This is a genomic window from Vibrio maerlii, from assembly GCF_003415655.1.
Classification (GTDB): Bacteria; Pseudomonadota; Gammaproteobacteria; order Enterobacterales; family Vibrionaceae; genus Vibrio; species Vibrio maerlii.
Window position 1 is genome coordinate 98,341 of sequence record NZ_QRHC01000010.1, and the last position, 13,737, is coordinate 112,077.

Below are 13,737 nucleotides of genomic sequence, written 5' to 3' on the forward strand. Positions count from 1 at the left end.
GGGCTTGTTAACGAGTTAGTACTCTAAGCTATCTACATAGCTTTGCTGACTAATCGAGTTGTGGGCCTGCAGCAACCAATGCTTTGCCTTCAGCGTTGTCTGTATACTTATCGAAGTTGTTGATAAAGCGTTGAGCAAGATCTTCTGCTTTGCTTTCCCACTGTAGTGGGTCAACGTAAGTATCACGAGGGTCCAGAATTGCTGGGTCAACACCTGGTAGTGCCGTAGGTACTTCTAGGTTGAACACAGGAATTTGTGCCGTTTCAGCATCTTCGATTGACCCATCTAGGATTGCGTCAATGATCGCGCGAGTATCTTGGATTGAGATACGTTTACCTGTGCCGTTCCAGCCTGTATTGACTAGGTAAGCTTCTGCGCCCGCTGCTTCCATGCGCTTCACTAATACTTCTGCGTATTTAGTTGGGTGAAGTGTTAGGAATGCTGCACCGAAACATGCCGAGAAGGTTGGTGTTGGTTCGGTGATACCGCGCTCTGTACCCGCTAGTTTCGCGGTGAAGCCAGATAAGAAGTGGTACTTCGTTTGTTCTGGAGTCAATTTCGATACTGGAGGTAGTACACCAAATGCATCTGCAGATAGGAAGATCACTTTATTCGCGTGACCACCTTTTGATACTGGCTTAACGATGTTGTCAATGTGATGAAGTGGGTAAGACACACGAGTGTTTTCTGTCTTAGAGCCATCATCAAAGTCGATAGAACCATCATTGCGAACCGTCACGTTTTCTAGCAATGCATCACGGCGGATTGCATTGTAGATGTCTGGCTCAGCTTCTTTAGAAAGCTTGATGGTTTTCGCGTAACAACCCCCTTCGTAGTTGAACACACCGTCATCATCCCAGCCATGCTCGTCATCACCGATCAGTGCACGTTTTGGATCCGTTGATAGTGTTGTTTTACCTGTACCAGATAGACCGAAGAAGATCGCAACATCACCGTCTGCACCCATATTTGCAGAACAGTGCATTGATGCGATGTCTTGAAGTGGCAAGAAGTAGTTCATCATTGCGAACATACCCTTCTTCATTTCGCCACCGTACCAAGTACCACCGATAAGTTGCGTCTTCTCAGTGAGGTTGAATACTGTGAAGTTTTCTGAGTTCAGGCCGTGCTCTTCCCATTTCTGGTTTGTACACTTCGCACCGTTCATAACAACGAAATCAGGTTCAAAGTTAACGAGCTCAGCCTCAGTTGGGCGAATGAACATGTTTTTCACGAAGTGCGCTTGCCACGCGACTTCTGTGATAACACGAATACTTAGGCGGGTATCTGGGTTTGCACCACAGTACCCATCGATAACAAACAAACGTTTACCAGAAAGTTGATTGGTTACGAGCTCTTTAAGATCGTCCCAAACCTCTTTGTTGATAGGTTTGTTGTCGTTTTTCACCGTATCGGTTGTCCACCACATGTTTTCTTGTGTGGTAGCGTCTTTAACGATGTATTTATCCTTTGGAGAACGACCAGTAAAGATACCAGTGTCTACAGCGACAGCGCCAAGCTCTGTCACGACACCTTTTTCATATCCTTCAAGATCTGCACGGGTCTCTTCGGCAAATAGCGTCTCGTAACTAGGGTTACGAACCACTTCTTTCGCGTTAAAGATACCGTGCTTGGTCAGGTCAAGTGTTGCAGCCTTTGTATGTTCCATAACAGTCATAGGTGCTCCTTTATCGGATTTTGTAGGGATTTGGTAAGAATTTTTTATTTTTATCTGTAATTCATGCTAGCAATGAGGCAGGGATAAAACAGGGATATAGCTCAAAAAATATCCGCATTTATATTATGGTTTTAAGCGCCCTGTCACATATCAGCATGGTTATTTTATCTTCGAATGTGGGGGCGGCGCTAGATACAAACTATTCTTATTTCAAAAAAAATAAGCACAGTGAATTGCTCGCTAAGTATTGATTTTATTGGCTTTATATCACAAAAAAAGCCAGCGATCAGGCTGGCTTTTGCGGGGTTTTACGTGCTTCTTGCGTTATGCAAATTAATGAATGGTATCGTTACCACTTGATGCATCTGCGTACAGCTCTTGAACGTCGGCAGAGTCAAACGAGTAAGTCGTGCCACAGTAGTCACAGTGCAGACCTACAGAACCTTCCGTTGCAAGAATATCTTCGATCTCTTCGCGTGCAATCGTGATGATAGCAGCACCACTACGCTCGCGAGAACAACCACAGAAGAACTCAACTGGTTGAGGTTCAAACAGTTTTACGGTTTCTTGGTTGTATAGACGGTATAGAAGTTCATTCGCTTCTAGGCCAAACAGCTCGTCTTCTTTGATGGTGTCAGTTAGCTGCTCTAGGTGCTCAAAGTCTTCTGGAGAACCGGTGCCGTCAGGCATGATCTGCAGTAGCATACCCGCAGCTTTAGGCGTACCTTCTAGCTCACCCGTGCGGATCCAGATACGTGTTTTCAGCTGCTCTGAGTTTGCGAAGTAACCCTCGATAACCTCTGCAAGGTCAGCGCCATCAAGGCCTACAACGCCTTGGTAACGTTCTCCCTGCTTAGGGTCGATGGTGATTACTAGGTAGCCTTTACCCATCATATCGTGCAGAGAAGCGTCGTCAGCAATGTCGCCTTCCCAGCGAGCGATACCTCTAACCTTTTGATTGTTATCACCATTAATCACTGCAAGTGATACTGGACCATCACCTTGAAGCTGCATTGTGATTGAGCCTTCAAACTTTAGTGTTGCAGTAAGAAGTGTTGTTGAAACCAATAGCTCACCAAGCAACTTCTGAAGTGCTGCTGGGTATTCCTTGCTGGAGATGATTTCTTGGTACGCTTTATCCAGTTGTACCAATTCACCACGTACCGAAAGGTCTTCGAATAGGTAGCGATTTAAAACGTTGCCGTTTGTAGAAACATTGTTGTTCGACATTGAATGTATCCAGCTTATTGATGTTTAAATTTGATGATGTCCCGACGCTGCTTTTTATCAGGGCGGCGATCTGGACTAGGGTTATGTGCATGAAGCTTACGTTGCATAGCGTTTTGTTCACGTTTCGTGATGCTTTCTGCCGTTTCTGAGTATAGGGTTTGCGCTTCAGGTGCGCCTCGTCTTTGATCTGAGATACGCTCGATCTTGACGGTTTTCTCTTCGTGACCCTGGCGTAGGGTGATTACAGCACCAAGCTCAACCATTTTGCTTGGCTTGCTGCGTTGTCCATTGTAGTGGACTTTACCGCCATCGACCATATTACGAGCGATGGAGCGAGTCTTATAAAAACGTGCTGCCCAGAGCCATTTGTCTAGGCGAACAGCTTCTGTGTTGGCTGCCATATGTGTTAACCGGTCTGTCATAATAACGTTACGGCTAAACAATGGTGATGGATTAGTCGTTTTTCAAGATCAAATCTCAGTTAATCCCTATTATTAACACTATGAATGTTGAATTCATGATACCCTGATGGCTTGAATTCTAATTGAGTACACCTTTTCTCACCGAGGTTAAGGCATTGAAAGTGGCCGAGTTTAATAAAGGAACTATCAGTCAGCTGAAGCTTTCTTCGATCTCTCAGTTTTGGTCCGTTTACCAAAACAAAATTTCTATAGTGCTGACGGTTATCTTACTCGCGATATCCGCCTGGATGCTTGCGCAGATCTTCTGGCTCGTACAACAGCCAGTGACGACACCTCAGGCTTGGAAGCCTTCAGTAATCGGCTCTAATACTACCAGTCAAAGTACCTTGGACGTTGAAGCGATTCAAAGAGCCAATTTGTTCGGTCAATATCAAGCGGATGCAAAACCCGTTGCTCAACCTGTTGTAACTGAAGCCCCAAAAACACGCTTAAACCTGATTCTAGTCGGGGCAGTGGCGAGCAGTAATTCTGAACGCAGTCTAGCGGTGATCTCAAATCGCGGTACCCAATCGACTTATGGTGTGGGTGAGCGCATTGAAGGGACGCGTGCAACCCTAAAGGCCGTATTGATTGATCGTGTGATTATTGAAAACAGCGGCCGTGATGAAACCTTGATGCTAGAAGGTATCGAGTACAAGAAGCTTGCTGTCCCAGAACCAACGACAGCTAATGCTGGAGGCAGTCGCTTCGGCAATAACCCTCGTACTGGTGAAGAGAAGCTAGAGCGCATCCGTAGCGAGATCACCGAGAACCCTCAAACCATTTTCCAGTACGTTCGCCTGTCTCAAGTAAAACGAGACGGTGAGATTATTGGCTATCGTGTAAATCCAGGTAAAGACGCGGAACTGTTTGATGCCGTTGGGCTCAAACGTGGCGATATCGCGACCCAGTTAAATGGACAAGACCTATCCGACCCTGAAGCGATGGGCGCTATCTTTCAGTCCATTTCCGACATTACAGAACTGAATCTGACCGTTGAACGAGATGGTCAATCGCATCAAGTCTATATTGAACTATAGGTTTAGCGCATAGCTAGACGTATAGAAAAAGCATTATATAAGGGAGAACAGCGTGAAAGCTGACTTAGGAAAGCGTATGACGAGTAAAGTGAGTCGTATGCCTTGGCTGCGCCGAAGTGCATGGCTGCTTTTAGCGAGCTTATTTACTGCACCGGTTGTGACGGCAAATGAGTACAGTGCCAGCTTTAAAGGCACTGACATGCAAGAGTTCATCAATATCGTTGGACGCAACCTCGAGAAAACGATCATTGTCGACCCATCGGTTCGCGGCAAGATTGATGTGCGTAGCTACGATGTGCTCAATGAAGAGCAGTACTATCAATTCTTCCTTAACGTATTAGAGGTATACGGTTTCGCAGTTGTTGAAATGGACAATGGCGTGCTCAAAGTCATCAAGGCTAAAGATGCAAAAACCTCATCAGTACCTGTCATCGGTGATGAGAGAAGCGTAACGGGTGATGCGGTGGTTACGCGTGTTGTAGCGGTTAAAAACGTATCAGTACGAGAGCTTTCGCCTCTATTACGTCAGCTCAATGATAACGCGGGTGCAGGTAACGTTGTGCACTACGACCCAGCTAACATCATCTTAATTACTGGCCGTGCAGCAGTAGTGAACCGTCTTGCGGATATCATCAAGCGTGTTGACCAGGCGGGTGATAAAGAAGTCGAGGTTGTTGACCTGAAAAATGCTTCTGCTTCTGAGATGGTGCGTATCGTTGATGCGTTGAATAAGACGACTGACCAAAAGAACACACCCGCTTTCCTACAACCTAAGTTCGTTGCGGATGAACGTACTAACTCGATTCTTATCTCAGGTGATCTACAGGTGCGCAAGCGTCTACGTCGCTTGATTGAGCAGCTGGATGTTGAGATGGCAACTAAAGGTAACAACCAGGTGGTTTACCTCAAGTATGCCAAAGCAGAAGAGCTGGTTGATGTACTGAAAGGCGTATCAGATAACCTACAAGCAGAAAAGCAGAGTGGCAATAGTGCTTCAAGCGCCAAACGTGGCGAGGTGATGATCACGGCTCACGTAGGAACCAACTCATTGGTACTGACTGCGCCGCCAGATATTATGAATGCGCTGCAAGATGTTATTGCTCAGCTCGATATTCGTCGTGCTCAGGTATTGATTGAAGCTTTGATCGTGGAGATGGCTGAAGGCGATGGTGTCAACCTCGGCGTTCAGTGGGGCTCGCTAGATACCGGTGCTGTGATTCAGTATGGCAACACCGGTGTTGGTATTGGTGAAGTGATGGTCGGCTTAGAAGAAGCCGAGGACACCTCTACAACTACTGCTGTTTATGATTCAGATGGAAACTTTCTTCGTAATGAAACCACAACAGAGCAAGGTGACTACTCAACATTGGCATCTGCACTAGCGGGTGTTAACGGTGCGGCAGTGAGTGTGATTATGGGTGATTGGACGGCATTAATTACGGCAGTGTCGACCGATTCCAACTCGAATATTCTATCTTCGCCAAGCATTACCGTAATGGATAACGGTGAAGCATCGTTCATTGTCGGTGAAGAAGTTCCGGTGATCACAGGCTCTGCGGCGGGCTCAAACAACGACAACCCATTCCAAACCGTTGATCGTAAAGAGGTGGGCATCAAGCTGAAAGTCGTGCCTCAAGTCAACGAGGGTGATTCGGTTCAACTACAGATCGAACAAGAAGTCTCGAACGTACTAGGGGCTAATGGCGCGGTGGATGTACGTTTTGCCAAGCGTCAGTTGAATACCTCTGTGATGGTGCAAGATGGCCAAATGCTTGTACTGGGTGGTTTGATCGATGAGCGTGCACTAGAGAGTGAATCTAAGGTACCTCTGCTTGGTGATATTCCAGTGATTGGTCACCTATTTAAGTCAACCAGTACTCAGGTTGAGAAAAAGAATCTCATGGTGTTCATCAAGCCAACCATTATTCGCGATGGATTCTCGGCTGACGGTATTACTCAGCGCAAGTACAACTTTATCCGTGCCGAGCAGCTTTATAAGCAAGAGCAAGGTTTAAAACTTCTAGCGGATGAAAACGTACCGGTATTGCCTGAGTTTGGTAAGGGCATCACGCATCCACCTGAGATCCAAGTGTTCCTTGACCAGATTAATGCCCAACAGGCTCAACAATCAGCAAACTAGGAGACGATATCGTGCAGACTGTTCCTCGTCTCCCATTTAGTTTTGCCAACCGCTTTAAGGTGGTCTTCGACCACCACTCTGCGGATGATGCGTTAACGCTGCTTTACGTGGCACCTATCAACATGAGTGCGCTTGGTGAAGCCAAGCGTATTGCTCGTACCGCATTTCGCCCGCAAGAGATTTCGGCTCAAGAGTTTGAGGTTAAACTTACTCAGGCCTATCAGCGTGACTCTTCTGAAGCGCGTCAGTTGATGGAAGACATTGGTGCTGATAATGATGACTTCTTCTCACTTGCCGATGAACTGCCGCAAGATGAAGACCTGTTAGAGTCAGAAGATGATGCACCGATCATCAAACTGATCAATGCGATGCTTGGTGAAGCAATCAAAGAAGCCGCCTCAGATATTCATATTGAAACCTTTGAGAAGGTGCTGTCGATTCGCTTCCGTGTCGACGGTGTATTGCGTGAGGTGTTAGCCCCAAGCCGTAAGCTGGCTCCGCTGCTGGTTTCGCGTGTAAAGGTTATGGCTAAGCTCGATATTGCAGAAAAGCGTGTTCCTCAAGATGGCCGTATTTCACTGCGTATTGGTGGTCGTGCCGTAGATGTTCGTGTGTCAACGATGCCATCTTCACACGGTGAGCGGGTGGTAATGCGTCTACTCGATAAAAACGCGACGCGATTAGACCTTCATAGCTTGGGTATGACCGACAGCAACCACAATGGCTTCCGTGAACTGATCAAGCGGCCACACGGCATTATCTTGGTAACGGGACCTACGGGATCAGGTAAGTCGACAACTCTGTATGCAGGCTTACAGGAGCTCAACAGTAACGAACGGAATATCCTGACGGTTGAAGACCCAATCGAATTCGATATCGATGGCATCGGGCAAACTCAGGTGAACCCTAAGGTCGATATGACCTTTGCGCGTGGTTTGCGTGCGATCTTGCGTCAAGACCCTGACGTAGTGATGGTGGGGGAAATCCGTGACCTAGAGACCGCATCGATCGCGGTACAAGCATCTTTAACCGGTCACTTAGTGCTTTCAACGCTGCACACCAACACCGCGGTAGGTGCCATTACGCGTTTGAGAGACATGGGCGTTGAGCCCTTCTTGATCTCTTCATCTTTGTTAGGTGTGCTTGCTCAGCGATTGGTGCGTACCCTATGCCAAGATTGTAAGCAACCTTACCAAGCGGATGCGACGCAGAAGAAACTGTTTGGTCTCACCGATGAAGAGCCTCTAACGCTGTACAAGCCTTGTGGGTGTGAGCGTTGTAATCACAAAGGCTATCGTGGTCGAACGGGGATCCATGAATTACTGCGCGTTGATGAGTCGGTGCAAGAGCTGATCCACAGTGAAGCTGGTGAACAAGCGATTGAGCGAGCGATTCGTGCGACGACACCGGCGATTCAAGGTGACGGTCTGGCCAAAGTGATTAATGGTATTACCTCGCTTGAAGAAGTCATGCGTGTCACAAGGGAAGCGTAATGGCGGCGTTTGAATATAAAGCGCTCGATAAGCGTGGTCGCAATAAGAAAGGGGTGATAGAAGCCGATTCTGCACGCCAAGCAAGACAGCGCTTAAAAGACCAAGACTTGATCCCGGTTGAGGTGATAGAGACCCAGGTGAAGGCCAAGAAAGCGCGTTCATCTACAATGACCTTTCAACGTGGTATTAGTACCCCTGACTTGGCGCTGTTAACTCGCCAGTTAGCGACTTTAGTTCAGTCGGGCATGCCATTGGAAGAGTGTTTGAGAGCGGTCTCTGAACAGTCAGAAAAACCGCGAATTCGCACCATGCTCGCTTCGGTTCGAGCCAAGGTAATTGAGGGTTATACCCTTGCTGATAGCTTGGCAGAGTACCCATTGGTTTTTGATGACCTGTTTCGCTCTATGGTGGCAGCCGGTGAGAAGTCGGGTCACCTTGATTCGGTACTTGAGCGACTGGCAGATTATGCAGAAAATCGCCAAGCAATGCGCTCCAAGCTCCAACAAGCGATGATCTATCCAATTGTGCTGGTGGTCTTCGCACTCGGCATTGTTGCCTTTCTATTGGCCGCTGTTGTGCCAAAGATTGTCGGTCAGTTTATTCAGATGGGGCAAGAGCTCCCGCAATCCACTCAGTTGTTGTTGGCTGCGAGTGAATTTGTGCAGAACTACGGTGTCATAGTAGCGCTGGTAGTGATTGCTTTGTTCTACATCGCGAAGATTATCCTGCGTCAGCCTAGTGCTCGCTTGAGTTGGGATAGGCGTGTTGTTCACCTTCCTTTTGTGGGCAAGATATCTCGTGGTTTGAACACCTCTCGATTCGCGCGAACCTTATCTATCTGTACCTCCTCTGCAATCCCTATCTTAGAGGGGATGAAGGTCGCAGTGGATGTCATGAGTAATCAATTTGTGAAACAGCAGGTCACCAATGCTGCAGAGAATGTTCGCGAGGGTGCAAGCTTGAGAAGCGCGCTTGATCAAACCAAGCTGTTTCCACCAATGATGCTGCATATGATTGCCAGTGGTGAGCAGAGCGGTGAGTTGGAGTCGATGCTTTCAAGGGCAGCAGATAACCAAGATAAAAGCTTCGAGTCTTTGGTCAACATATCCCTAAGTCTGTTCACACCGATTCTTATTGCCCTAATGGCTGGAATGGTGCTGTTTATCGTGATGGCGACTCTGATGCCAATTTTGGATATGAACAACTTAATGAGTAGATAACGGATTGAAATAAAAGTCATTCCCTCAGTAAGGAGCTAACGAGATAGGGAATCGACTAAATGCGTACACGATTTTAGTAGGATCCCTTAAAGAGATCCCCGATGCATTCGTCGACTCGCGCTCGAAGATGACGATTGTATATAAGTTTTTGGAGAGAAAAATGAAAAACAAAATGAAGAAACAGTCAGGCTTTACCCTCATTGAAATCATGGTGGTGGTTGTGATTCTTGGCCTGTTGGCCAGTGTCGTTGTACCCAACCTGATTGGTAGTAAAGAGAGTGCTGACCAAAAGATTGCGACGTCGCATATCTCATCTATCGAGAACGCATTGATGGAATACAAACTGGATAATGGTGTATTTCCAACAACGGATCAGGGTCTTGATGCTTTGGTGAATAAACCAAGCAACCCTGAGCCACGTCGTTACCGAAATGGTGGTTACATTACGCGTCTACCTGTTGACCCATGGGGTAACGACTACCAATACATCAGCCCTGGTGATAACGGTGCAGTAGATATCTTTACGCTTGGTGCAGATGGCCAAGAGGGTGGTGAGGGTGCAAATGCCGATATCGGTAACTGGAACCTTCAAGACTTTCAATAATTAGCACTTAACGTTTCTCATCCATGACGGCGAGAGTGCTTTACTCACGTGTCCACCAGCAAGGCTTCACTCTGATTGAGATCTTGCTGGTTTTGGTCATCTTGGCATTGAGCTCTGTTGCGGTGATCACCACTTTACCTAGTGGTAGTGATGATCGAGCTAAACAGCAGGCACAGGCGCTATATCAACGCATCTTGCTGGTGGGTGAAGAGGCGATACTGAGTGGCCGAGATTTTGGTCTGTATGTCGATGATACTAATGCTCGCTATCAGTTTCTTAAGCTGACCAGTGACGGTTGGCAACCACTCGAATTACCGCGCCTTGCGAGAAATGAAACAGATAGCACTGCTCAGCTTCCAGACGATTTGACGTTAAGTTTTGCCGTTGGCGGTGATGCCTGGCAGCAAGAAGATAGGCTATTTAAGCCGGGCTCTTTGTTTGATGAAGAGATGTTTGCTGAGTTTGAAGATAAAAAACGTTACCCAACGCCACAATTGTTACTGCTTTCAAGCGGAGAGGCGACGCCATTCCAGTTAGGCATTTATCCCAAAGGCAGCACAACCGATGAAACAGAGTGGCGTTTGCAGATGAGTGAGAGCCACCAACTGAAGTTGCTATCACCTCAGGAACTAGAACAATGAGGGGCAGCATAAAGCGTTCAGTTTATGGCATGACCCTACTTGAAGTGCTGGTTGCTTTGGCCATCTTTGCCACGGCATCGATCGCGGTTATTCGCTCGGTGAGCCAGCACCTGAATACCCTGAGCTACCTTGAAGAAAAGATGTTTGCGGCCATGGTGTTAGATAACCAAATGGCTGAGGTGATGTTGGGCTCTACTTCTGCGACGACAGCCTCTTCTGGCAGTGAAGAGCTGGTTGGGCAGGAATGGTTTTGGACTGTCACACCAATCCCAACTCAAGATGGCTTGTTGAGCGCCTTTGATGTCAGCGTAGCGGCGGAGAAAGGAGAAGACCCAGTGATTACGGTGCGCAGTTATGTCGAAAAGTAATCGCCAGCAAAGTGGTTTTACTCTGGTAGAGGTTCTCGTTGCTGTTGCCATCTTTGCTGCATTGAGTGTCGGCGCCTATCAGGTGGTGAATCAGGTTCAGCGTTCCAATGAAATCTCATCTGAGCGCACCGAGCGTATTGCGGAGTTACAACGAGCGTTTGTGTTTATGGACAGCGACTTTCGTCAAATGGCCCTTAGGACGTCTCGCAATAACGGCGAAGAGCCTTCTGAGCAGCTTTTGATGTGGCAAGACTATCTGCTTGATTCTGATGCCAAAGGCGTGATGTTTACGCGCACTGGCTGGCACAACCCGGAGCAGCGCTTTCCTCGTGGAGAGGTGACTAAGGTTGGCTATCGTCTTAAAGGGACGGTTTTAGAGCGAGTGTGGTGGCGCTATTCGGATACACCGGTAGGGCAAGAGCCTCTGACTATGCCGTTGTTAACCGATGTGAATGACTTTGATATGAGTTTTTACCTTGATGGCAGCTGGAGTAATGAGTGGAACGGTGACCTTGTGCTGCCAGAAGCCGTTAAAGTGTCATTGGATCTCGAAGATTATCAAGTGATCGAGCGGATCTTCCTGACACCCGCGGGATCGCTAGGTTCGAGTGACTCGGAAAATGACAATGGGTAGGCTTTACTCTCGAGTACTCAATGTACGCAAGCAAACGGGCGCCGCTTTGTTAGTGGTACTGTTACTGCTTGCTATCATGGCGGCGATTGCCGCCACCATGTCAGAGCGCTTGTTTAGCCAGTTTACTCGTGCAACGCATCAGGTGAACTACCAACAGGCTTATTGGTATGCAATGGGGGTTGAGGCGTTAGCAAAAGTCGGTATCAGAGAAAGTTATGAAGACGCAGATACCATCAATATGAGTCAGGTGTGGGCTATAGAGGAGCAGGTTTATCCGTTGGATTATGGTACTGCGATTGGCCGCATTGACGATGCACAGGCTTGCTTCAACTTGAATGCATTGTCGGGCAACCTAACCACAACAGGCAATAGCAGTCGGCCCGAGGTTGTCGAGCTATTTCGTGTCATGCTTGAAGAGGTGGATGTCGAGCCATTTCAAGCCGAGGTTATCGCTGACTCCCTATGGGAATTTACCGATGAAAACAATACGGTGCAGAGCAGCACTGGGGTTGAAGATGCAACCTATGAGTCGTTCTCACCTGCGTATATGACTGCAAACCAAATGTTGGCGGATGAGAGTGAGCTGAGAGCTATCTATCAGGTGTCGGGTGAGGTCATGACCAAGTTAAGACCTTTAATATGTGCGCTGCCGTCTACCGATTTAGCCATCAATGTGAATACGTTGGCGGAACACCAAGCCCCAATTTTAAGTGCATTATTTACCCCAGAACTGAGCGTTGATAATGCCAAAGATATTATTGCTGGTCGTCCATTTGACGGCTGGGAGAGCGTAGAAGAATTTCTACAAGAGGCAAGCATTGCCTCCCTAGGCAGTGGAGTGAGAGATCAAGCGCAGCCATACCTAGCAGTGGACAGTGCTTATTTTGAGCTTGATGCAAAGATTGAGGTTGGAGACTCGTTGGTGAGAATCCGTAGCTTGCTTCATAGTGAAGATAGAGAAAATTTAACGGTGCTAAGGCGTCGTTTTGGAGGAATCGGTGAGCGAATTTCTGACCGTTCGAATTAGTAGTAATCCAAGTAGGCCAGTGAATTGGCTAGTATGGTCCACCCAGCAACAAGAGATCATCGCTAGCGGTGAGTTGAGTGCATTGTCCAAGCTCTATGAGCTGGTCGATTACGCTCGCCAGCGTCCAGTGACGGTATTGATTGATGGGCAAGACGTTACTCTAAACCAAGTAACGATTCCGGCTGGTGGTAGTCGCAATTTGGCTCAGATACTGCCAAATATGCTCGAGGATGACCTAGCACAAGATATTGAAAAGATGCACTTTTCAATCTTGAGTAAATCTCAAGGTGTGGCCACAGTTTGTGGCATTGAGCGCACATTACTTGATGATTGGTTAGAAGAATTTAAGCAACACGGTATTTCAGTTAAAGCGGTTATTCCTGACGTATTGGCACTGCCAGTACTTGAGAATAAGGTGGCAGCCTTGCAGTTAGGTGACCAATGGTTAATTCGTGGCAGTGAGCATCAAACCCTGAGTGTTGATAGTGATTGGTTATCGCTACTCGCGAGCTCAGAAGATTGGCAAGCGATACTTGCAGAACAGGCGCAGGTGGTGAGCTTTACTGAACTCCCAAATGGTGATGAGTTAGATGTATCAAACTGGGAGAGTGACTTGTCACAGATGCCGATGGTGCTGCTTTCACTTGGCGCAATGACAAGCGAAGGGCAAAAAGCAAACCTTCTAACTGGCAGTTATAAGCCTAAATCATCAATGCTTAAGCATTGGAAAGTGTGGCAGAAAGTGGCAGTTGCCGCGGTATTTCTTGTTGCAGTCATCACTTCGCTTAAAGTGGTGCAAGTATCGCAAGCCGAAACCCAAGCTGCAGCTTATCGCGCCGAGAGTGAACGTATCTTCCGCTCGGTGATGGTTGGTAAAGAACGGATTCCAACAGTGAGTTATTTAAAGCGCCAGATGAATGACGAAGAGGCGCGTGTGAGTGGCTCTGGCAATAGCTCGTCCTTCCTGTCTTGGGTTGAGCGTCTACCTGAGGGATTAGGTAAGGTTCCGGATATGTCCATTCAAAGCCTTAAGTTTGACGGTAATCGTCGTGAAGTCCGCTTGCAAGGCAAGAGCAAAGACTTCCAAAGCTTTGAAGTGGCGAGAGAAAACCTAGCTAAGCAATTCTCGGTTGAACAAGGTCAACTAAATCGTAGTGGCACCCAGGTCGTGGGCAGCTTTGTCTTAACGGAGAAGGAATAA

13 protein-coding genes are annotated in these 13,737 nt (G+C 47.5%); 10 read left to right on the forward strand and 3 right to left on the reverse strand.

Going from position 1 to position 13,737, the window contains the following annotated elements; all coding sequences use genetic code 11:
* Positions 1 to 49: 49 nt before the first annotated feature.
* The 3 genes from pckA to hslR form a co-directional block, all read right to left on the reverse strand.
* Entirely contained in the window at positions 50 to 1,678 is a 1,629-nt protein-coding gene (gene pckA, locus DPF91_RS16875; protein WP_117235617.1) for a phosphoenolpyruvate carboxykinase (ATP), read from the reverse strand.
* Between the two features lie 333 nt (positions 1,679 to 2,011).
* Positions 2,012 to 2,908, reverse strand: a complete 897-nt coding sequence (gene hslO, locus DPF91_RS16880) for an Hsp33 family molecular chaperone HslO (RefSeq protein ID WP_117235618.1) — start codon at positions 2,906 to 2,908, stop codon at positions 2,012 to 2,014.
* Positions 2,909 to 2,922: 14 nt separating this feature from the next.
* A complete protein-coding gene (hslR, locus tag DPF91_RS16885) occupies positions 2,923 to 3,309 on the reverse strand; it encodes a ribosome-associated heat shock protein Hsp15 (RefSeq protein ID WP_117235619.1) in 387 nt (128 codons plus the stop codon).
* A 176-nt stretch (positions 3,310 to 3,485) separates the two neighbouring features.
* Between hslR and gspC the strand changes: the two genes are divergently transcribed.
* From gspC to gspL, 10 genes are all read left to right on the forward strand, one after another.
* Positions 3,486 to 4,409 (forward strand): type II secretion system protein GspC, encoded by a 924-nt coding sequence (gene gspC / locus DPF91_RS16890; protein ID WP_117235692.1) that lies wholly within the window; start codon positions 3,486 to 3,488, stop codon positions 4,407 to 4,409.
* Between the two features lie 97 nt (positions 4,410 to 4,506).
* Positions 4,507 to 6,549 carry a type II secretion system secretin GspD gene (gene gspD / locus DPF91_RS16895; protein ID WP_117235693.1) on the forward strand — a complete coding sequence of 681 codons (2,043 nt, stop codon included), beginning with the start codon at positions 4,507 to 4,509 and terminating at the stop codon, positions 6,547 to 6,549.
* An 8-nt stretch (positions 6,550 to 6,557) separates the two neighbouring features.
* Positions 6,558 to 8,042: a type II secretion system ATPase GspE gene (gspE, locus tag DPF91_RS16900; protein ID WP_277392958.1), complete on the forward strand. Its 1,485-nt coding sequence runs from the start codon at positions 6,558 to 6,560 to the stop codon at positions 8,040 to 8,042.
* Positions 8,042 to 9,262, forward strand: coding sequence for a type II secretion system inner membrane protein GspF (gene gspF, locus DPF91_RS16905; protein WP_117235621.1), 1,221 nt, complete (start codon positions 8,042 to 8,044; stop codon positions 9,260 to 9,262). Before gspE ends, gspF begins: the two co-directional genes overlap by 1 nt.
* Before the next feature lie 160 nt (positions 9,263 to 9,422).
* Positions 9,423 to 9,866 (forward strand): type II secretion system major pseudopilin GspG, encoded by a 444-nt coding sequence (gene gspG, locus DPF91_RS16910; protein ID WP_117235622.1) that lies wholly within the window; start codon positions 9,423 to 9,425, stop codon positions 9,864 to 9,866.
* Between the two features lie 23 nt (positions 9,867 to 9,889).
* Complete coding sequence (gene gspH / locus DPF91_RS16915; RefSeq protein WP_117235623.1) at positions 9,890 to 10,507, forward strand: type II secretion system minor pseudopilin GspH; 618 nt, start codon at positions 9,890 to 9,892, stop codon at positions 10,505 to 10,507.
* Complete coding sequence (gspI, locus tag DPF91_RS16920; protein ID WP_241033848.1) at positions 10,504 to 10,875, forward strand: type II secretion system minor pseudopilin GspI; 372 nt, start codon at positions 10,504 to 10,506, stop codon at positions 10,873 to 10,875. The genes gspH and gspI overlap by 4 nt, the downstream gene beginning before the upstream one ends.
* The gene (gene gspJ / locus DPF91_RS16925) at positions 10,862 to 11,509 is read left to right on the forward strand and encodes a type II secretion system minor pseudopilin GspJ (RefSeq protein ID WP_117235624.1); all 648 of its coding nucleotides are present in this window, start codon (positions 10,862 to 10,864) and stop codon (positions 11,507 to 11,509) included. Before gspI ends, gspJ begins: the two co-directional genes overlap by 14 nt.
* Positions 11,502 to 12,536: a type II secretion system minor pseudopilin GspK gene (gspK, locus tag DPF91_RS16930; RefSeq protein ID WP_117235625.1), complete on the forward strand. Its 1,035-nt coding sequence runs from the start codon at positions 11,502 to 11,504 to the stop codon at positions 12,534 to 12,536. The genes gspJ and gspK overlap by 8 nt, the downstream gene beginning before the upstream one ends.
* Positions 12,508 to 13,737, forward strand: coding sequence for a type II secretion system protein GspL (gene gspL / locus DPF91_RS16935; RefSeq protein ID WP_117235626.1), 1,230 nt, complete (start codon positions 12,508 to 12,510; stop codon positions 13,735 to 13,737). The genes gspK and gspL overlap by 29 nt, the downstream gene beginning before the upstream one ends.

Excerpts from the sequence above, each read along its gene's own strand:
- pckA (WP_117235617.1), bottom strand. The coding sequence starts at position 1,678 with ATGACTGTTATGGAACATACAAAGGCTGCAACACTTGACCTGACCAAG.
- hslO (WP_117235618.1), bottom strand. The coding sequence starts at position 2,908 with ATGTCGAACAACAATGTTTCTACAAACGGCAACGTTTTAAATCGCTAC.
- hslR (WP_117235619.1), bottom strand. The coding sequence starts at position 3,309 with ATGGCAGCCAACACAGAAGCTGTTCGCCTAGACAAATGGCTCTGGGCA.
- gspD (WP_117235693.1), top strand. The coding sequence starts at position 4,507 with ATGCCTTGGCTGCGCCGAAGTGCATGGCTGCTTTTAGCGAGCTTATTT.
- gspF (WP_117235621.1), top strand. The coding sequence starts at position 8,042 with ATGGCGGCGTTTGAATATAAAGCGCTCGATAAGCGTGGTCGCAATAAG.
- gspG (WP_117235622.1), top strand. The coding sequence starts at position 9,423 with ATGAAAAACAAAATGAAGAAACAGTCAGGCTTTACCCTCATTGAAATC.
- gspH (WP_117235623.1), top strand. The coding sequence starts at position 9,890 with ATGACGGCGAGAGTGCTTTACTCACGTGTCCACCAGCAAGGCTTCACT.
- gspI (WP_241033848.1), top strand. The coding sequence starts at position 10,504 with ATGAGGGGCAGCATAAAGCGTTCAGTTTATGGCATGACCCTACTTGAA.
- gspJ (WP_117235624.1), top strand. The coding sequence starts at position 10,862 with ATGTCGAAAAGTAATCGCCAGCAAAGTGGTTTTACTCTGGTAGAGGTT.
- gspK (WP_117235625.1), top strand. The coding sequence starts at position 11,502 with ATGGGTAGGCTTTACTCTCGAGTACTCAATGTACGCAAGCAAACGGGC.